Here is a 19,445-nt window from a genome sequence, read left to right on the forward strand (position 1 = left end):
CTTACGAGATTGTCAATAGACGACGAGATTGCGCATCTGCGCAGTCTCGATCTGATTGGCCTGCAGTCCCGCTGGCAGAGTGTTGTTGGGCGCCCGGCCCCGGAACACCTGCCCAAGCATCTGCTGTTCGGCATCCTTGCCTATCGCATCCAGGCCGATGCACTTGGGGATCTCGATGCTGCGACGGTGCAACTTCTGAAGCGTGCGGCTACCGTGCGGTCTTTGAGTGAGGTTTTGCCATTGGTATCGGCACAGGATCAGCGCAAGCAAGCCATGGTGCCCGGCACTGTTCTAACCCGGGAGTGGAACGGGCAACTTCATCGGGTGATGGCCGTCGAAGGCGGCTTCGCTTTTGAGGGCAAGACCTTCGACAGCCTGTCGGGGATTGCGTTCGCGATCACCGGCACAAACTGGAATGGACCGCGCTTTTTTGGTCTCCGTGCCGGAAACGGCAAGGGGGTACGAACATGAAGCCGGACGACAACCGTGTTGTCCGGTGCGCGATCTATACCAGGGTGTCTACGGACACCGGCCTTGATCAGGAGTTCAACTCGCTGGATGCCCAGTATGATGCATCCCAGGCCTATATCCGAAGTCAGGCGCATGCAGGCTGGTCGCTCGTCAAGGCGCGATATGATGATGGCGGCTTCTCTGGCGGATCCACCGATCGCCCTGCCCTGCAGCGGTTGCTGGCGGATGTCGCGGCCCGCCGGATCCACATCATCGTCGTCTATAAGGTGGACCGGCTGACCCGCTCTCTGGCTGACTTCGCCAAGCTGGTCGAACTGTTCGATGCCCATGGTGTGTCATTTGTCTCGGTGACCCAGCAGTTCAACACCACCACATCGATGGGACGGTTGACGCTGAACGTGCTTTTGTCCTTCGCGCAATTCGAGCGGGAAGTCACCTCGGAGCGCATCCGCGACAAGATTGCAGCCTCTAAACGCAAGGGGCTATGGGTCGGCGGCATGGTTCCTCTGGGTTATATCCTCAAGGATGGTCAGCTTCACATTCACGAGGAAGAGGCCAATACCGTTCGTCTGATCTTTCAGCGCTATCTGGAACTCGGCAGCGTCAACCGCCTCGTCAAGGACCTGAAGGAGCGAGGCTTGAAGTCCAAGGTCCGGAAGCTGGCATCAGGCGGAACGCGAGGAGGTGTGCCGTTCACGCAGGGACCGTTGTTCTATATGCTGCGGAACCGCTTTTATCTGGGCGAAGTCAAGTTTAAGGGCGAGATTCTGCCTGGACCTCAGCCGGCCTTGCTCGACCGCACACTGTTTGAAGCTGTTCAACAAAGGCTGACCGAACAGTGGTCCCATCGCACGACGACACGTATTCGAACCCGCGCTCTCCTTGCAGGGCTGCTGTTTGATGACGCAGGTCATCGCATGATCTTGACCTACTCAAGTCGGGACCGCGTTCGACATCGGTATTACGTCTCTGCGCCCTGCATCCGGGGTCAGGCAGATACACCCATTGGCTCTGTCACCCGCGTGCCTGCGTCAGAGCTGGAAGTCACGATCTCCAAAGCGGTCATCGCCAACACGGACATCGATGAATCATTTTCGAACGAAACGTTGTCTCGAGACACCCTTGAGCGGTTTGTCACCCGCATTGAGGTGCGCAAGAACCAGTTGGCGATCAATCTAAGGTCTGGCGAAAACGATATTCAGCGGACCCATAACCACGACGATCCGGATCCGGCTGAAAACCGCGCCTCCAGCTCGCGCACCATAGTCGTAGCCTGGAAGAAGCCATCAAAGCCCGCCCGGGAGATGTTGCTGCCGGCGAATACACCAGAGCATCGCACCCGGCCCATGAAGGCCGAACGCCGATCGGCTCTCATCCGAGCGATCGGCCGCGGCCGGCTCTGGCTTCAGGAGATCGTCGACGGCCGCGATACCATCGAAAGCCTTGCGGCTCGGCAACATTGCAGCACCCGACATATTAATATGACCATCTCCCTCGCCTTCCTGGCACCGGCCCTTGTCACTGCAGCCGTTGAAGGCCGGTTCCCGCGCGGGATCGGAGTCGCCACCCTCCGCGATGCGCCGGCTGAATGGTCACAGCAGATGAGGCGCCTCGGATTGGCACCGGCGGGCGCTACCGATTCCGCCAGCCGATAACCGCGCCTTATCTCCTCCGTCCAATTCCCAGGAACGGGAAATTGCGCCGCAGAGACAGCGCCCTAAACACGCCCAGACGGGTCACGGAGACCGCGCCTCCGCAGATCAGAATACGAAAAAGCCCAACAACAGCGGGGCTTTTTTGTTAGTCTCTGGAAATCTGAGAAATAGCAGACTGGGTGGTGGCGGAGGCAGTCGGATGCGAACGAGTCTCCAAAAGCCATAACAGGGAATTTCTTGCAAATTGCAGGTCAAAACAGGCTTCTGGTCGGCTCATAGTGGCGAGGCGATAGAAATTCTCCTGTGAATTCCGTTTGATGCGCTGTAGTCCAAGCACTTTCCTGTTATTCTGCATAACAGGCGTTAATTACGGGCAAACAGGCAATTTGAAAGCAGCATCAGGCATTTGAAAGCTCCGAACAGGCAGCGGTCCGGAGCGGAATCGCGCATAGCTTGAGACGCGACATGCTTGACGCTGTAAACCTTGGGGAACCGAGCATGCTCCCATTGATCACGTCCAGTGCTGGGTCCTCCTCGCCATGAACGATCCAGTCTCTGTCGCACCCTCGTCGCGGCTGGCCGTCGTTTACCGGCCAGTGAACGATCTCACTCCCGATCCCCGCAATGCCCGCACCCATCCGAAGCGCCAAATCGACCAGCTTCGGGCCTCCATCAAGGAATTCGGCTTCACCAATCCGATACTCATTGACCCCGAAGGCCACATCATCGCGGGCCATGGCCGCCTCCAGGCAGCTCGTGCCATGGGGATTGCCGAGGTCCCGACGATCGCCCTCGCCGGCTTATCCGAGCCTCAGAAGCGCGCGCTACGAATCGCCGACAACAAGATCGCCCTCAATGCTGGCTGGGATCTGGAAATCCTGCAGCAAGAACTGGGCGAGCTCGCTTCAATCGATGTCGATATTGATCCCACACTGACCGGCTTCTCGACCGGCGAGATCGACGTCATCCTCGCGTCAGCTCCCGATCCCGACGATGAGGTGATCCCTCCGGTTTTGGCGGCGCCAAGAACCAAGCTCGGCGATATCTGGATTCTCGGCGAGCATCGGGTGGGATGTGGCGACAGCCGCGATGCCGAATTCTTGCAGCGGGTCATCGGCGACAAAAAACGCGTCGATGCGGCTTTCCTCGATCCTCCCTACAATGTGCGGATCGGGGGACATGCAGTGTCTGCCGGAAGCCATCGCGAGTTCGCGATGGCTTCCGGCGAGATGAACGAAGCCGAGTTCCGGTCCTTCCTGGCTGATACGCTGGGCGCCGCGGCGTCTGTCTCGCGCGACGGCGCGGTCCACTTCGTCTGCATGGACTGGCGGCACATGGACAGCGTCTCGGCGGTCGGCGCCACCGTCTATGGCGCGTGTCTAAACCTCTGCGTCTGGAACAAGTCCAATGCAGGGATGGGATCGCTTTACCGATCCAAGCACGAACTGGTTTTTGTCTATCGCGTGGGAATGCCCCCCCATCTCAATATGGTCGAACTCGGCAAACACGGCCGCAACCGCACCAATGTGTGGGATTACGCCTCGGTAAACTCCATGCGAGGCAGCCGACGGGAGGATCTTGCCCTCCATCCGACGGTCAAGCCGACAGGGCTTGTTGCCGACGCCCTCAAGGATGTCACACGGCACGGCGATCTCGTGCTTGATCTTTTTCTCGGCTCCGGAACGACGCTCATCGCCGCCGAGCGAACCGGGCGGTGCTTTCGTGGGCTCGACATCGATCCGGCCTATGTCGATGTTGCGATCGAACGCTGGTCAGCGCGGACGGGCCTCGCGCCGCGTCTGGAGAAGCCTGCATCATGAACAAGAAGTCATCCTCCCGGAAATCTCCGAATCCCGGCTGGTTTCCGAAGGGGCGCAGCGGCAATCTCAAAGGCCGCCCAACCTCCTCTCGTTCAAAGGCCTCGGCGTTCGAGGTCTTGATAGAAAAGACCCTCACAGTAGACGGCCAAGGGGGCATCCGCAAGATCACCGTGGAGGAAGCACTTCAGCAGCGGACCTATCAGGATGCACTGGCTGGCAAACGCATGGCCATGCGCGAGGTCGTAAAATGGATCATCAAGCGAGAGGCTTGGCTGGAAAAGAATGCCCCAAGGCCTTCCCGGCAGGTGATCTGGCGTGACACTGAGCACGACCCCGACAATGCGGATGCCGCCCTGCTGCTTCTCGGGATCACGACTCGGAACCCCGACCGCGCTGAGATTTGCGGCCGCGCACAGCTTCTCCTCGAGCCATGGGCTGTTCAGGCGGCGCTGCGCCGCAGGCGGGGTGGCCAACGCCTGACCGACAAGGAGTGTGATGAGATCCGACGCTGCACGCGCGATCCAAAAAGTCTGCGCTGGCCGCGGGGGACCGGCGAATGACGTCAGGCGGTCCATCGGATGACACGGAGGAGAATTTTGTCGGGTATCGCCGACCGCCGCGGACCACGCGCTTTGCCAAAGGCAAGAGTGGCAATCCGGCAGGCCGTCCCCGCGGCCGCCACCGGGAAGCTCCCTATCAGAGCGTGCTAGGCCGGATGGTGACCATCCGGGAGGGTGGAACCACGCGCCGTGTCACGGCGGCCGAGGCGTTTCTGCTCCAGCTCGCAAAGCGCGGGGTCGAAGGCGACGGAGCCGCAGCCCGTGCATCGCTTTCCCTCATCGAGGAATCCAGGTTTCGGCAAGTTGCCCTCGCTCCTCTGCACATCAGCTGGAAAGGCGCGGATCCCGGGAGCGTCACCTCTGCATTGGAGCCGCTGCGAATGGCCAGGATACTCGACCCATACCGCTCGACCGCGCGGATCGTCCTGGAACCATGGCTCGTCGAGGCCGCGCTTGCCCGTCTCCCGCAGCCACTCAGTCCCGCCGATCAACAGGTCATCGTGAAGGCCACCCGCACCCCGCACAAGGTGCGATGGCCGGCATGGTGGAGCGAGCACCCGTAAATTCCCAATCGAGCTTTGCTAAGATCCATCCCTTTTGCGTCAACCTTGTCCGTCGTCAGAACATTTGGCGCAGATGGCTGCCTGATTTAGCGGAGTGTCGGCCTCTGGTTGGTGATGTTAAGCGGCGAGCTTGCGGTGTTGCAAGCGCCTGAATTGGATTGTCTGTCGTTTGATCCTTTCGCGTTGTTCGATGATGGCAGAGGCCCTACCGAAGTAGGCGTCGGCCGGCGTGACGTTGCCGAGACTCTCGTGATAGCGGCGATGATTGTAATGTTCGACGAAGGCCTCGATCTGGTGTTCGAGATCGCCCGGCAGGAAGTAGTTTTCCAGCAGGATGCGGTTCTTGAGCGTCTGGTGCCAGCGCTCGATCTTGCCCTGGGTCTGCGGGTGAAGCGGCGCTCCGCGAACATGACTCATACCGTTGGCGCCGATCCATTCAGCGAGTTCGGCCGCGATGTAAGACGGCCCGTTGTCGCTGAGCAGCTTTGGCTTGTGCAGCACCCTGGCGCTGTCGCAGCCTGATGCCGTGAGCGCCAGTTCCAGTGTGTCGGTGACATCCTCGGCCCGCATGGTCGTGCACAGCTTCCAGGCGATGATATAGCGGGAGAAGTCGTCGAGCACGGTCGACAGATAGACCCAGCCCCAGCCGATGATCTTGAAGTAAGTGAAGTCGGTCTGCCACATCTCGTTGGGCCGCTTCGTCTTGTCCTTGAACTCGTCGGCAGCCTTGATCACCACGAATGCCGGGCTGGTGATGAGATCGTGGGCCTTGAGCAGGCGATAGACGGTGGCTTCCGAGACGAAGTAGCGCTTCTCGTCGGTGAATCGCACCGCCAATTCGCGCGGCGACAGCTCGGATTGCTCCAGCGCCAATTCGATGATCTGAGCCTGGATATTGTCGCCGATGCGGTTCCAGACCCGGCTCGGCCGGGAAGGACGATCCTCCAACGCTTCGGGCCCGCCTTTAAGGTAGCGGTCATACCAGCGGTAGAAGGTGCGCTGGGCAATGCCGAGCTGATCGAGCGTCTTCTTCGCGGGAAGATGCGACTGCTCAATCATCCTGATGATCTCGAGCTTCTCGGATGCGGGGTATCTCATTCGTCGTCGCCCCCATCCGCGATCATGCCTTTTTTGAGCAGACGGTTCTCCAGCATCAGATCGGCAACCGCCTCTTTCAAGGCACGGGTCTCACGGCGCAGGTCCTGAACTTCACCGGTCGTCGCAGCACGAGCCGTGTCGCCAGCCAGCCGCCGTTTGCCAGCTTCCAGGAATTCCTTCGACCAGGTGTAGTAGAGGCTCTGGGCTATCCCCTCCTTGCGGCACAGCTCGGCGATGCCGTCTTGGCCCCGAAGCCCATCCAGCACGATCCGGATTTTGTCCTCTGATGAAAAGTGCCGCCGCGTCGCACGGCGGATATCTTTGACTACGTGTTCGGCGGAGCGTTTGCCGCCAGTCGACTTCGTGCTCATGTTCGTTCCTTCGTCTGCGACGAGAACCGAACACTCCTTAGATCACACCATCAATTCTGTGCCATAGGCGCTGATCCCGGACAGCCGATTTCTACCATCCCGTCCCCTATGAACTCTTGTTATCTGCACATCGGCAGCGAGGAGCTGATCGACATGCGATGTTGCTCGTCGGGGCCTATGCGTTGTTTGTCTAATTTCCAATGATGAAGCCGGCAAAGTACCAAGCTCCGGCCGCGAGAAGACTGTCCGCGGCGATAACGGCAATCAGAAGCCATCCCGAGTTGCCGCGTTCGAAAGTGGTTCGAGCAAGTGGAAAAGCCAGAACGGTCCTGCGGACATGGTAGATCAACATGAGAAACTCACAAGTTTGCCTGTTAAAGACAGGCAGCCAATTGACTGCAATCAACGCGGCACATTTATTACTCCGCTTGTCTCGCTACATGACCGACTAGAGGCGTTCTCAAGGAGCGGTCTCAGTGGGAAGCGCGGGCGCAGTGGCGCGATAAGCCGGTGAAGGGAATGTGCGCGGAAAGCCGAAGGCTGGCATTTAACGCAACTGAAAGATCGTAGCGGCTAACCAGCTACTGGTTTGTGAAATAGTCGAGGTGAACCGGAGCAGGAATGTCCAAGCCGTTGGCTTCATATTCATTGATCTTGTTGCGCAATGTCCGAACCGCAATGTCGAGTGTCTTTGCTGCCCGCGTCCGATTGCCATTGCAAGAACGCAGCGTCGCGATAATGAGATCGCGTTCCACTTCAGCAACTGTTTGTCCAATCAGTAGAGTAATCAGTCCCGCTTCGCTGACTAAAGCGTTTGGAACAGCTCCATTCTCCCAAATCCAACCGATCAATATTTTCCACCTTCCATGATCGAATCAAACTTGATTCCTTGATGCGCTAGGATTGTGACGACAGGCGGGCATCTTTTACTAGGCTTTGCGCAAGTTGCGCAGTTCCGCCAACGTCTTTCTGATGGATCGTAGCCAACGCCGGGTCGATGTTTGCGCCATCATTTATAGTGGTATCGTGCGATACACGCCTGTGCGCTGCAACCACCCGCAAGTGCGTTCTAGCGAGAATGCAACCGGTGAGCGTTTGTCATGCTTTGTCTCCCCGACCAAAGTACAATGATCGACAATCGAGAACTAAGAAACAACGAACAAAAGTATTTGCTGACCGGTTAAACAACCGTGTCGCTCGCTTTACAACTAGAAGATGCCATCAGGTTCGGACAATCTTTCAAAGAGCTCTGGAAAAGAAACGATGGCGCACGATGGTCTGTGCTGCGCCTGAACCGATGAAGCAACGATATCACGCCATAGATAGAAACCATGTCGACCTTCTGGAGTTATGGAGGTCGAGCCGCCGATCGATTCATGGGAAGTCAAGCGTGCTCGCAATCGACTCAATTGACCAGCTACGCAGCTTAGGGAGCGCAAATGCCTAATCTTGATCCGCTCGAAGCTATTGCTGCTTCCGAACTTGCTTCTGCGTCCCTGTTCGCTTCGCTAGTTCCGGCGTTGATAGATTCCGGTGCTTTGTCTTCGCTCGGCGCTCGTGAGATTTACGAAAATGCTCTCCTCATGCTCGAAACGCGTCAGGGCAGCGAACCTGGCATGCAACGTGTCTATGAAGCCGCACGCGGTATCATCGAAGCGCGTTTGCGCCGGCAATAAAACCTTTTTTGCCGGGGAAGTAGTTGTAGTGATCCGCGTGTTTTAACGACAAACGGTCTGTTTGTCAGTTTTCCAAGAACAAAAGTCGACCTTGCAATTGGATGCCCGCATTTTGCTTGTCAACGGCACCTGCCGGAATCCACGTGAGTTTCGCTAAGTCTCTGTGACTAACTCCACCTATTCATCATTCCTGAACATCGCGACGGATTGGTTTCACTGAGGGCGGGGGCATTCCGGCTGCCGGGTTCCCACGAGCTTCGCCAGTGGGTCCTCAACGGCGTATTCGCACCTCGACGCTTTCATCAACGATTCAATCTACACGGCAGTCCCTGGCAGCATTCAACTCAAAACGTTCTGCGAGAGAATGTTAGTTGTCATCATGTCGTCGCAAAAACGCCCCTGCCGTTAACTAATCCAGCGCCGCGCAATCGCGCATTTCGTTCGGTATCGTCGCCCGGGGGGACCTCGATGGGGCGCGTGCCATGGGGAAACTATCGACTATCAGGAGAATATAGATGGCAGCCATTCCTCTCAGTTGGAATGACCCGATGTTTAGCAGCGTTACCAGTTCCGGCTCTGTTACCTTGAAGAATGGGGGGACACTTTCGGATAGGAGTATCACTGATACCGGCAGCGCCGCATCCGTAGTAGGCCTTGGCTCGTTCACTCTCGACGGAGTCCGTATCAATTCAGCCGAAGGCGTTCGCATCGGAGGTGGCGGCGATATCGTCATCAACAATTCGTACATTGAGACAACGGGAAAGCCGGGCGATCACGCGGACGGCATTCAAGCCTATGCCCCTGGTAGCACCGGAAATGTCACGATCACCAATACCACCATCGTATCCCACAATAGTAATGCCACCGCGGGGATGTTCGTTGCCGATGACTATAATGGAACGTTCACGTTCAACAACGTGGTGTTTCAAGGTGGTCCATTCGGCTTGCGCCTCAACGCGGATGACAAGGACCTCTCAGTCGCGCTCAAGGATGTCTATTTTGTGGGACCGTTCCAGTACGATCCGATCCTATTTCAGGAAGTGAATGCGGACATAAACATCACCCAATGGGATAATGTGCGTTACGCAACGATCGTGAACGGTGAACTCGTTCCGGGTGCTCTTATTTCGCCGCCCTTTCCGGTGGTTGGTGGTGCGACGGCGCCTACGCCCGCACCTGCGCCGACGCCGGATACGACACTAGCTGCGCCCCATATCGCTTCCTACTCGACCGACAGCGGGAAAGTCGGCGACGGAATTACCAACGACAACACCTTGACGCTGACGGGCTCAGCTCCTGCCAATACTACCGTGAATGTGTACGATGGCGCGAGCAAGGTAGGCACGGCGCAGGTGAACAGCAGCGGCCAGTGGAGCGTGACCACATCGGCACTGAGTGACGGCTTTCATAAGCTGACGGCGACGGATACTAACTCAGTCGGTAAGACCAGTGCGGCCTCGGAAGCCCTCTCCGTTACAATCGACACTTATGCGCCTACCGCACCAAAGATGGGAATCTACTCGACGAGCGGCGTTGCGGTCAGCGGCACGACAGCGAATAACGATATTATCCTGAAAGGGACCGCTGAAGCATCTACCACGGTCAAGGTTTTCGACGGTGGTAACCAGATCGGTACCGCTACAACAAACAGCAGCGGTGCCTGGAGCTTTGAGGCGACCGATCTGGCCAATGGCGGTCACAACTTTACCTCCAAGGCAATGGACGCCGCCGGCAATACCAGCTCTGCCTCCGCAGCCAGCGGGATATCGGTGTCAGCGCCAACGACAGCGCCAACGACAACTTCTGGTAAAATAATCGAGTCGGCTGGTGCGACAAGTCTCGTTGAGAGCGGTGACAAATATTATCTCAACAGTAGCAGCGGATCGGGCCCCTCGCTGAAGATTAATGGTGTGGCTTTTGTGGACGGGACAGATGGCACCTGGGCGCCAATTGGTGCGGAGAAGACGACGACGGGCTATCAGGTTGCCTGGAAGGAGGCGAGCACCGGTCTGTACACGGCCTGGAACACCGACAACAACGGCAACTACGTCTCCCATGTCAGTACCCTGACCGGCTCCACGTCGGGCGGCGTCGTCTCGGGTACGAGCTCTGGCCTTAAATCGCTTGAGACGAGCTTCCATCAGGATCTCAACGGTGACGGGCAGATCGGTGCTTCCAGTGCAGCTGCGCCGACCGTTCCTACTTCGGGCCAGACCATAGTAGGCTCGACCGGAAACGACACTTTAAAGAGCACGACTGGCGACGACTTCCTCGTTGGCAACGGCGGCGATGATACATTTGTGTTTGCCGATAATTTTGGCAATGACACCATCAAAGACTTCGATGCAGTCGGATGGAGACACGATACGATCGAGTTCAGCAAAAGCGTGTTCGATGATTTTGCAAGTGTGCAGTCACACGCGAGCCAGGTTGGTCAGGATGTTGTCATTTCCACTGGCAGCAATTCGCTAACGCTGAAGAATGCCACTCTGAGCGGTCTCGATCATTATGACTTTCACTTCGCGTAAGCGACGGATGATCTTAAACCGCTCGCGGTGAACGACAGCGTGCACATTGGAACGCGAGTTGCGTATCATTCACGCCCTTCGTTTAACTTTGCGTACACGGCTGAGTCCCGGCGCCGCTTCGGCGGCGTCGGCCAAGGCAAAATTCCAACTTAGAAGTCACGGCGCGGGAAGCACATCGCATAGATTTCCGCAGCATGGCCTGCAACATCCTAAGACCGGAGACGTCGCACATCGCGAAGCACACAGAAGTATTTGACTATCGAAACGAGCAATGGCAGGCGATCGATGATTTCTATGAAGTCTCGAGCCTTGGGCGCGTCGCCAGGATAGGTGGGCGCCTCCTTCACAGGCGGATGAATGACTTTGGGTATTTTGTTGTACGCCTGAGCTCACCTCGGAGAATCGAGGAGGTGCATCGGCTGGTTGCATTGGCATTTGTCCCTAATCCCACCGCATTCCCGGCAGCAATCCACGTCAATGGCAACCCGACGGACAACCGCCCGGTTAATCTTAAATGGTGCAGCTCTGAGTCCTATACTTTTACTCGCTCGCTCCGGCCAGGACGCAAATTCCCACAACTGACGGCACATAGCGGACTTGGAGGGAAAATTGATGACACGGCGGATAGATGCAGGTCTGCGGGTTGTGAACGGGTCTCTCGAACAATTTCACCGGTCGTAAGAGAATACATCCTCCGCTGCAGGCATTGCAGCCACAGATGGTCTGACAAGGTTCAGATCGCGATAGGGGAAACCGCCTCAGTCGTCTGCCCTAGCTGCGGCACGCGAAACTGAGGTGGTGCCGGTTTCTGAGACAGGGGCATAAGGTGGATCGCCCGATGAAAAGGACGATCCGGTATGAAGACACGCAGACGATTTACGGCTGAGTTCAAGGCCAAGGTTGCGCTTGAGGCGATCCGTGGCGAGCGGACGATTTCGGAACTGGCGACAAAGCACCAGCTTCATCCGAACCAGATTACGCAGTGGAAACGGCAGGCCATCGAGAACCTGGCCAAGACGTTCGACGACAAGGCTGCTGATGCGCAGGTCGGCCGGGAAGCCGAGGTGACCAAGCTGCACGCCAAGATTGGCCAGCTTGTCGTTGAGCGGGATTTTTTGGCCAAGGCCTTCGATCGCTGAGCCTGGATCGGAGGAGAATGATGATTGACCCCGATCACAACCGGCTCTCGATCCGCCGCCAGTGCGAACTGGTCTCGATCTCGCGGGCGTCGTTCTACCGACAGCCCGCCGGCGAGACGCCCGAGAACCTCGAACTGATGCGCACCATCGACGAGGCCTTCATGGAGACGCCCTGGTATGGCTCCCGGCAGATGGCCCGGCATCTGCGGCGTCAGGGCTGGTGCGTGGGTCGCAAGCGGGTCCGGCGGCTGATGCGCAAGATCGGTCTGTCGCCGATCTACCAGGTGCCGAGAACCAGCGAGCCGCATCCGCAGCATCGCATCTATCCCTACCTGCTGCGGCACCTGACGATCGAGCGGCCGGATCACGTTTGGTGTGCCGATGTGACCTATACACGCCGGCGTCGGGCTGGGAGAAGGGTCAGGTCGAGAACCAGGTCGGGCTGGTCCGGGAACGGTTCTTCACGCCACGGCTGCGGTTCAAAACCCTGGACGAGTTGAACGCGTGGCTTCTGGATAAGTGCATCGCCTACGCCAAGGCGCACCGACATCCAGAACTGGCCGAACAGACGGTCTGGGAGGTGTTCGAAGCCGAGCGGCCCAAGCTCGTTCCCTATGCTGGCCGGTTCGACGGATTCCACGCGGTGCCGGCATCGGTCTCGAAGACCTGCCTGGTGCGCTTCGACAACAACAAATACTCGGTCGCTGCCAGCGCCGTCGGGCGCCCGGTCGAAGTTCAAGCCTATGCCGATCGCATCGTGATCCGTCAGGACGGGCGCATCGTTGCGGAGCATCCGCGATCGTTCGGACGCGGCGAGACGACCTACAATCCCTGGCACTACGTGCCGGTGCTCGCGCGCAAACCCGGGGCCTTACGTAACGGCGCACCCTTCAAGGACTGGGTGTTGCCGGCCGCGATCGAACGGATCCGGCGCAGGCTCGCCAGCACCGACGACGGCAATCGACAGATGGTCGACATCCTCAATGCGGTGCTGACGGACGGTTTGTCGGCGGTCGAAGCCGCCTGCGCCGAGGCGATCGCTCATGGCGTTCATTCCGCTGACGTCGTTCTCAACATCCTGGCTCGCCAACGCGAACCCGCTGCACCGGCCAACATTATGACGCCGGCGGCACTGACGCTCCGCCATGCGCCGATCGCCGATTGCGCCCGTTACGACAACCTCCGGAGGACCATCTGATGGAACGAACCCAAATCTTCGACCTCATGGGTGAGCTCAAACTCTACGGAATGAGGGCTGCCTTCGACGAGATCATGGCGACGGCCGTCAAGCGCCAGCACGAACCTCAGCACATCGTCGGCGACCTGCTCAGCGCCGAGATCAACGAGAAGCAGGCGCGGTCGATCAAGTACCAGCTCACCATCGCCAAGCTGCCATTGGCCAAGGATCTCGATGACTTCCAGTTCGAAGGCACGCCGATCAATCAGACGCTCGTCAATGATCTCGCCGGCGGCGGCTTCATCGCCCAGCAGCGCAACGTCGTGCTCGTCGGCGGCACCGGCACAGGCAAAACCCACCTGGCCATCGCAATCGCCAGAAGCTGCATCCGATCCGGCGCCCGCGGTCGCTTCTACAACGTGGTCGACCTCGTCAATCGCCTCGAGATCGAGACCCGTAACGGACGTCAGGGCCGGCTTGCCGAACATCTGACCCGGATGGACTTCATCGTGCTCGACGAACTCGGATATCTGCCCTTTGCCCAATCCGGCGGCCAGTTGCTGTTCCATCTCGTCAGCCGGCTCTACGAGCGTGCTTCCGTCATCGTCACCACCAATCTCGCCTTCGGCGAATGGCCCAGCGTGTTCGGCGACGCCAAGATGACCACCGCGCTGCTCGACCGGTTGACCCACCACTGCGACATCGTCGAAACCGGTAACGACAGCTGGCGCTTCAAAAGCCGCGACGACGATCACGCCACCCGCGCTCGTCTCGTCTCCGCAATCCCGGCCAGCTCCGACGAGTCGAGCGCTACCCTCAAACCACGCCGCGCGAAGGGGTCAAAATTGGGCTCTGACTCACTTTTGGTGCAGTTTGGGGGATGTCTGGTGTTTTGATTGGAAGAGAATCAGCGCCATGCAGCAAGCACTCCACCGCTCCAGTCTGGTGCCGCGTGGGTTTGTTGTAGAGAGTGCGTACTACGAGGGTGATAAGGCCATTGTTGTGGTCCGGGCGTCCGGAAGCATTGGTCTGTGCCCATCGTGCGGAACGGTTTCGCGACGTGTCCATAGCCGCTATCGACGCCGCGTGACCGATCTTCCACTCGCGGGGCGGATCGTACAGCTCCTGGTAATCGCCCGCCGCTTCCGCTGCGATGCCATCCTGTGCGGGCGCCATATCTTCACTGAGCGCTTCGCCGAGGGGGTGTTGGCTCCATCAGCGCGACGCACGGCGAGGCTGGACTCTATCGTTCATCACCTCGGTCTGGCGCTTGGTGGTCGACCAGCGGCAGGCTTCGCAAAACGGCTGATGCTGCCGGTGAGCAAAGACACGCTCCTGCGCGTGGTCCGACGCCGTAGCCGTCCGCCGGCCGACCCGCTCAGGGTTATCGGCATCGATGATTGGGCCTGGCGGCGCAATCACCGGTACGCCAGCATCATCTGCAACCTGGAAAAGCACCGGATTGTCACCCTGCTGCCGGATCGGGAATCCGCAACCGCCCAGGCGTGGCTCGCTGCTCATCCCACGATCGCGATCGTCGCCCGTGACCGTGGTGGAGGATATGGCGAAGCCGCAGCAAAGGCTTTGCCGCACGCGGTACAGGTGGCAGATCGTTGGCATCTGATGGAGAACGCCAGTCGAGCCTTCCTCGACGCCGTCCGCAAATCGATGCGACAGATCCGCACCGTCATTGGTGCGACCACGATCGATCCCAAGCTGCTCACAGCCGCCGAGCGCCTCCAATATGAGGGCTATCTGCGCCGCGAGGAGATCGATGCGGCCATCCTGACTTTGTCGAAGAACGGCAAATCGATCAAGCAGATGGTGCGCCTGACTGGCCATAGCAGGAAGCTGGTACGGCAGGTGATCCGCGGCGAGCGCAATGATGTCTTCCGGACTCGACAAAGTTCGTTGGACCTGCATTTGGCATGGCTCGACGATCAGTGGGCGTCCGGCTCTCGAAACGGAGCTGAACTTTGGCGCCGCCTGAAGGCGCGAGGCTTCCGAGGCTCGCTTCGCGTCATCAGCGAGTGGGCAGCCCGCAGACGACGGGCTGAAAGGGCCGACGCGCAAAGCCTTCAGCGGATTCCGTCAGCCAGAACGATCGCGCGCCTTATGACGATCGGGCGGGACTTGTTGACGAAAGCGGAAACCGTCACGATCGCAGCGATCGAGGCTGGCGTACCGACCTTGGTTGAGGCCCGCGACCTCATCGCCGAATTCCACGCGATGATCCGGCGCAAGGCTGAGGAAGGGCTCATTCCATGGATCGAGCGCGCCCGCATCAGTCTCGTCGCCTCGTTCGCGAGCGGCGTCGTCAGGGATGAAGCGGCGGTTCGGGCGGCAATCACTTCGCCCTGGTCCAACGGACAGACCGAAGGCCAAATCACACGCCTCAAGCTCGTCAGACGTCAGATGTATGGCCGCGGCAACATCGATCTCCTTCAGGCCAGACTAATCGGCGCAGAATAATTCGAGCTGCACCAAAGCTGCGACAGAGCCAATATTGCAGGCCGAATGACACTGGCGCATCGAACGCGATTATCAGGAACTCAAGCAGGAGGTCGGGCTCGGCCACTTCGAGGGACGCGGCTGGCGCGGCTTTCATCATCATGCAACGATGTGCATCGCGGCCTACGGATTTTTGATCTCCGAGCGGGAGATGATTCCCCCCTCAGGCGCTCGGCGCGCCCGGCCGATTCCGTTCACTCACCTTCCCACGGATTACAGACCCCGCGGATCTGCCATTGCGGACCCAACGTCATGTTCCAAATTCGATCGCGACGATGCGACGGCGGCTCGAACAAGGGCTCGTTCGAACATTGTTGAGATGTCCTTGTTGCGCAATCAGGTTCGCCCACTCCACAAACCATCGCTTGTGACGCAGTAAGACTAGGCGCATGTCGTGCAGAACACTCCAGTCTGTATTTTTGCGTTGATCGCGTTTACCGCTTCGCGTTTCTCTTCGAACATATGCCATCGCTTAGACGTCTGTCGCACCCTTATCGTGCGGTTCAACAGCGCCTTGACAGGCGCTGCAGGCGACCCTGGGCTATTCCAGCAAGTCGCCGGCGATCACCGCCGCCATCGGCGCGACCGCTGACAACCTGCTCGGACCTGCTGGCTCGCCGACCGACGCGACCGTTGCCGGCGCTGCCGCTAGCGGTAAGGACAGCAACGCCATCACCGGCGCGACTGCGTTGTCCGATGCCGCGCTGAGCGACTCCATCGCAACCGACTTTGCCGCGACGATACGATCACGGTTAACGGTCAGACGCTGACTTTCGTGGTCTCCGGTGCTTCTGGGGCGAACCAGATCGATGTCACCAATACCGTCACCGCCTTGCTCAGCAAGATCGACACTTTGTCGGGCGGTTCGGGTTCTGCTGTCGCCGCCAGCGCGGTGACCCTGCATACCGGCACGGCATCGAATCTCACCATCACGAGCTCGAACGCAGCAGCGTTCAATTCGTTGGGCTTCACCGGCGGTGGCGTCACCCAAGCCCGCACCCCCGGCACACCGGCCGTGCTCGGTGCAAGACGTGACGATCGCCGCGACCGACGGTGGCACCGCGACCAGCATCACCTTCGGCATCGGCAGCGGCCAGGTTTCAGCCCTCGATTCCGGCACACTGCGCTCGCAGGCTTCGACGAGAAGAACCGCTCCAGTAGCCGGGAATGATCGTCTAGCTAATTTTCAGCATTCAAGAGCGGCTTAGCAAAGCAAGACGGCACCTGTTTCAGCGGTTCCGTTAAGGCGCCTTCTGTGGCGATAAATCCCTGCGAAGGCCCATTGGACAGGGCGGGTGGGAAGCGTTACGGAACGAGCTTTTCCAATGCGTCGTCGGTTTTGTCCGCGCACCTGCGATGCATGCTGATCATTTGCTGCGCGTACACGCTCGTCCATTGAATCGAGTGCTAGTTTCCGAGTATGTCAGACCCGCGCCGTCCGCAGCCGCAGGGCATTACCCACGACACTGACGGAAGAAAGAGCCATCGCCGCAGCCGCCACAATCGGCGAGAGCAGGAGACCGAAGGTCGGATAGAGCACGCCAGCCGCGATCGGAATGCCCGCGGCGTTGTAAGCGAAGGCGAAGAACAGGTTCTGCCTGATGTTGCTCATGGTCGCGCGCGATAACCGCCGCGCCCGAACGATGCCGGTGAGGTCACCTTTTAGCAGCGTGACGCCGGCACTTTCCATTGCGACGTCGGTCCCAGTACCCATCGCAATCCCGACCTCGGCCGTCGCCAGCGCCGGCGCATCGTTCACCCCATCACCCGCCATCGCTACGATCCGGCCCTGCTTCTGGAGCCTCGCGACAACCGCGCTCTTCTGATCGGGCAAAACTTCGGCTTCCACGTCGGCAATGCCTAGTTGCCGCGCCACCGCCTGGGCGGTGGTGCGGTTGTCACCGGTGAGCATGATCACCTTCACGCCGTCGGCAGACAGCTTGCGCAGCGCCTCCGCCGTGGAGCTCTTGACGGGATCGGCAATTGCCATGATGCCCGCGAGCTGGCGGTTCACCGCCATGTTGATGACGGTGGCGCCTTCCCCGCGTTGACGTTCCGCCTCGGCTTCCATGGCGGAGGTGTCAATTCCCTGAGAGCGCAAGAAGCCGGCATTCCCGACCAGCACTCTCTTGCCCTCGACCGTCCCGAGTGCACCTTTACCCACGGGCGAGTCGAAGTCCTGGACGTCGGCGGTCTGGATGCCCCGATCCTTGGACTCGTTCACGATCGCGTCGGCGAGCGGATGTTCGCTAGCGCGTTCGACGCTGGCGGCAAGCCGCAGCACCTCGGCCTCGGTGTAATCCTGGGCGGCTTTCACGGCGATGACCTTGGGTCTGCCCTCGGTCAACGTGCCCGTTTTGTCGATGACGAGGGTATCGATGCGCTCCATGCGTTCGAGCGCTTCGGCGTTCTTGATCAGAACGCCGGCGTGGGCCCCACGTCCCACGCCGACCATGATCGACATGGGGGTGGCCAGACCGAGCGCGCAGGGGCAGGCGATGATGAGGACGCTGACGGCGGCGACGAGACCGAATGCGAAGCGTGGCTCAGGACCAAAGGCCGCCCAGACAGCAAAGGCCGCGACCGCGACCACGATGACCGCCGGCACGAACCAGCCTGCGACCTGGTCGGCGAGACGCTGGATGGGCGCGCGGGAGCGTTGCGCCTGCGCGACCATCTGCACGATCTGAGACAGCATAGTGTCGGCGCCGACCTTTTCGGCGCGCATGAGGAAGCCACCGGAACGGTTAAGCGTACCGGCAATGACATTCCCGCCGACCTCCTTGCTGACCGGCATAGATTCGCCCGTCACCATGGATTCATCGAGCGACGAGCGCCCCTCGGTGATTTCGCCATCAACCGGCACCTTTTCGCCTGGCCGAACGCGAAGCCGATCACCGACCTGCAGGGCTGCGATCTCTACCTCTTCGTCAGTCCCGTCGGCCCGGATCCGACGGGCCGTCTTGGGCGCGAGGTCTAGCAGCGCTTTGATCGCGCCCGAGGTCGCCTCTCGCGCCCTGAGTTCGAGGACTTGGCCAAGGAGGACCAGTACGGTGATCACCGCGGCCGCCTCAAAGTAAACGGCAACGGCGCCGTCATGAGCCCTGAAAGTGGCCGGGAAGACACCGGGCGCGACGGTGGCGACGATGCTGTAGACCCAGGCGACACCGGTGCCCATGGCGATCAGCGTAAACATGTTGAGGTTGCGGGTCATCAACGACTGCCAGCCGCGCACGAAGAATGGCCAGCCTGCCCAAATCACCACAGGCGTCGCCAGAACCAACTGAACCCAGTTCGACAGAGTTTGGTCGATCCATTCGTGGCCACCCACGAGATGACCGCCCATCTCGAGGATCACAACGGGCACTGAGAGCACGAGACCGACCCAGAAGCGGCGGGTCATGTCGATCAGTTCCGGATTGGGGCCGGTCTCCGCGGTCGCAAGCTCGGGTTCGAGCCCCATGCCGCAGATGGGGCAATTGCCAGGTCCGACCTGTCGGATCTGAGGGTGCATCGGACATGTATAGATGGTGCCTTCCGGCACGTGTGCGGGCGGTTGTTGCTGCGCGTTTCCGTTGATGTACTTGGCCGGATCAGCTTCGAATTTCGTGCGGCAGCGTTCCGAACAGAAATAGTAAGTTTGTCCGCTGTGCTCGAGCTTGTAGCGAGCCGTCGCTGGTTCGACCTTCATGCCGCAGACCGGATCAACCGCGCTCGCTGCGGCATGATGATGATGAGTATGCCCGGCATCGTCGTCCCCGGCCGAATGCGAATGCCCGCAGCAGCTTCCACGAGCCTCTTCGGATTTGTTGTGCTGCTCGTCCATTGCGACTCCATATCATCTCTTGCGGAATGTACCCTATGGGGGTATATACG

General features: G+C 59.5%; 14 protein-coding genes and 3 pseudogenes. 13 read left to right on the forward strand and 4 right to left on the reverse strand.

What is annotated here, in order from left to right; all coding sequences use genetic code 11:
* Nucleotides 1-15 precede the first annotated feature (15 nt).
* The 5 genes from ACMYR2_RS17480 to ACMYR2_RS17500 all read left to right on the forward strand — a co-directional run bounded on the left by ACMYR2_RS17480 (nt 16) and on the right by ACMYR2_RS17500 (nt 5,069).
* Nucleotides 16-471: a DUF2924 domain-containing protein gene (locus ACMYR2_RS17480; RefSeq protein WP_416194126.1), complete on the forward strand. Its 456-nt coding sequence runs from the start codon at nt 16-18 to the stop codon at nt 469-471.
* Nucleotides 468-2,126 carry a recombinase family protein gene (locus ACMYR2_RS17485; protein ID WP_416193381.1) on the forward strand — a complete coding sequence of 553 codons (1,659 nt, stop codon included), beginning with the start codon at nt 468-470 and terminating at the stop codon, nt 2,124-2,126. The genes ACMYR2_RS17480 and ACMYR2_RS17485 overlap by 4 nt, the downstream gene beginning before the upstream one ends.
* Before the next feature lie 539 nt (nt 2,127-2,665).
* Entirely contained in the window at nt 2,666-3,946 is a 1,281-nt protein-coding gene (locus tag ACMYR2_RS17490; RefSeq protein ID WP_416193382.1) for a site-specific DNA-methyltransferase, read from the forward strand.
* Nucleotides 3,943-4,506 (forward strand): DUF5681 domain-containing protein, encoded by a 564-nt coding sequence (locus ACMYR2_RS17495; RefSeq protein WP_416193383.1) that lies wholly within the window; start codon nt 3,943-3,945, stop codon nt 4,504-4,506. The genes ACMYR2_RS17490 and ACMYR2_RS17495 overlap by 4 nt, the downstream gene beginning before the upstream one ends.
* Complete coding sequence (locus ACMYR2_RS17500; protein ID WP_416193384.1) at nt 4,503-5,069, forward strand: DUF5681 domain-containing protein; 567 nt, start codon at nt 4,503-4,505, stop codon at nt 5,067-5,069. Before ACMYR2_RS17495 ends, ACMYR2_RS17500 begins: the two co-directional genes overlap by 4 nt.
* Nucleotides 5,070-5,186: 117 nt before the next feature.
* Here the strand turns inward: ACMYR2_RS17500 and ACMYR2_RS17505 are convergent.
* Both ACMYR2_RS17505 and ACMYR2_RS17510 read right to left on the reverse strand, forming a co-directional pair.
* A protein-coding gene (locus ACMYR2_RS17505; protein WP_416193385.1) for an IS3 family transposase occupies nt 5,187-6,538 on the reverse strand; the annotation gives its coding sequence in 2 pieces (ribosomal slippage) (nt 5,187-6,196 and nt 6,196-6,538; 1,353 coding nt in all).
* 581 nt (nt 6,539-7,119) lie between these two features.
* Entirely contained in the window at nt 7,120-7,389 is a 270-nt protein-coding gene (locus ACMYR2_RS17510) for a helix-turn-helix domain-containing protein (protein WP_416193386.1), read from the reverse strand.
* 588 nt (nt 7,390-7,977) lie between these two features.
* On the opposite strand from ACMYR2_RS17510, the gene ACMYR2_RS17515 reads away from it, so the two are divergent.
* The 7 genes and pseudogenes from ACMYR2_RS17515 to ACMYR2_RS17545 all read left to right on the forward strand — a co-directional run.
* Nucleotides 7,978-8,214 carry a hypothetical protein gene (locus ACMYR2_RS17515; RefSeq protein WP_416193387.1) on the forward strand — a complete coding sequence of 79 codons (237 nt, stop codon included), beginning with the start codon at nt 7,978-7,980 and terminating at the stop codon, nt 8,212-8,214.
* Nucleotides 8,215-8,729: 515 nt separating this feature from the next.
* Complete coding sequence (locus ACMYR2_RS17520) at nt 8,730-10,742, forward strand: Ig-like domain-containing protein (protein ID WP_416193388.1); 2,013 nt, start codon at nt 8,730-8,732, stop codon at nt 10,740-10,742.
* An 857-nt stretch (nt 10,743-11,599) separates the two neighbouring features.
* A pseudogene (locus ACMYR2_RS17525) lies at nt 11,600-12,288 on the forward strand (IS3 family transposase); the annotation flags it as partial.
* A pseudogene (locus tag ACMYR2_RS17530) lies at nt 12,276-13,079 on the forward strand (Mu transposase domain-containing protein); the annotation flags it as partial. The pseudogenes ACMYR2_RS17525 and ACMYR2_RS17530, both read left to right, overlap by 13 nt.
* Nucleotides 13,079-13,954, forward strand: coding sequence for an IS21-like element helper ATPase IstB (gene istB, locus ACMYR2_RS17535; protein WP_416193389.1), 876 nt, complete (start codon nt 13,079-13,081; stop codon nt 13,952-13,954). The pseudogene ACMYR2_RS17530 and the gene istB, both read left to right, overlap by 1 nt.
* A gap of 19 nt (nt 13,955-13,973) precedes the next feature.
* A complete protein-coding gene (locus ACMYR2_RS17540) occupies nt 13,974-15,530 on the forward strand; it encodes an ISL3 family transposase (protein WP_416193360.1) in 1,557 nt (518 codons plus the stop codon).
* Nucleotides 15,531-15,582: 52 nt separating this feature from the next.
* A pseudogene (locus tag ACMYR2_RS17545) lies at nt 15,583-15,948 on the forward strand (IS701 family transposase); the annotation flags it as partial.
* A 162-nt stretch (nt 15,949-16,110) separates the two neighbouring features.
* Here ACMYR2_RS17545 and ACMYR2_RS17550 read toward each other — a convergent pair.
* Entirely contained in the window at nt 16,111-16,287 is a 177-nt protein-coding gene (locus ACMYR2_RS17550; protein ID WP_416193390.1) for a hypothetical protein, read from the reverse strand.
* Nucleotides 16,288-16,344: 57 nt separating this feature from the next.
* Here ACMYR2_RS17550 and ACMYR2_RS17555 point away from each other — a divergent pair, with 57 nt between their 5' ends.
* Nucleotides 16,345-16,740: a hypothetical protein gene (locus ACMYR2_RS17555; protein WP_416193391.1), complete on the forward strand. Its 396-nt coding sequence runs from the start codon at nt 16,345-16,347 to the stop codon at nt 16,738-16,740.
* A gap of 252 nt (nt 16,741-16,992) precedes the next feature.
* On the opposite strand, the gene ACMYR2_RS17560 is transcribed toward ACMYR2_RS17555, so the two are convergent.
* Entirely contained in the window at nt 16,993-19,395 is a 2,403-nt protein-coding gene (locus ACMYR2_RS17560; protein WP_416193392.1) for a heavy metal translocating P-type ATPase, read from the reverse strand.
* Nucleotides 19,396-19,445 lie beyond the last annotated feature (50 nt).

It is taken from the genome of Nitrobacter sp. TKz-YC01, assembly GCF_047824785.1.
GTDB lineage: Bacteria > Pseudomonadota > Alphaproteobacteria > Rhizobiales > Xanthobacteraceae > Nitrobacter.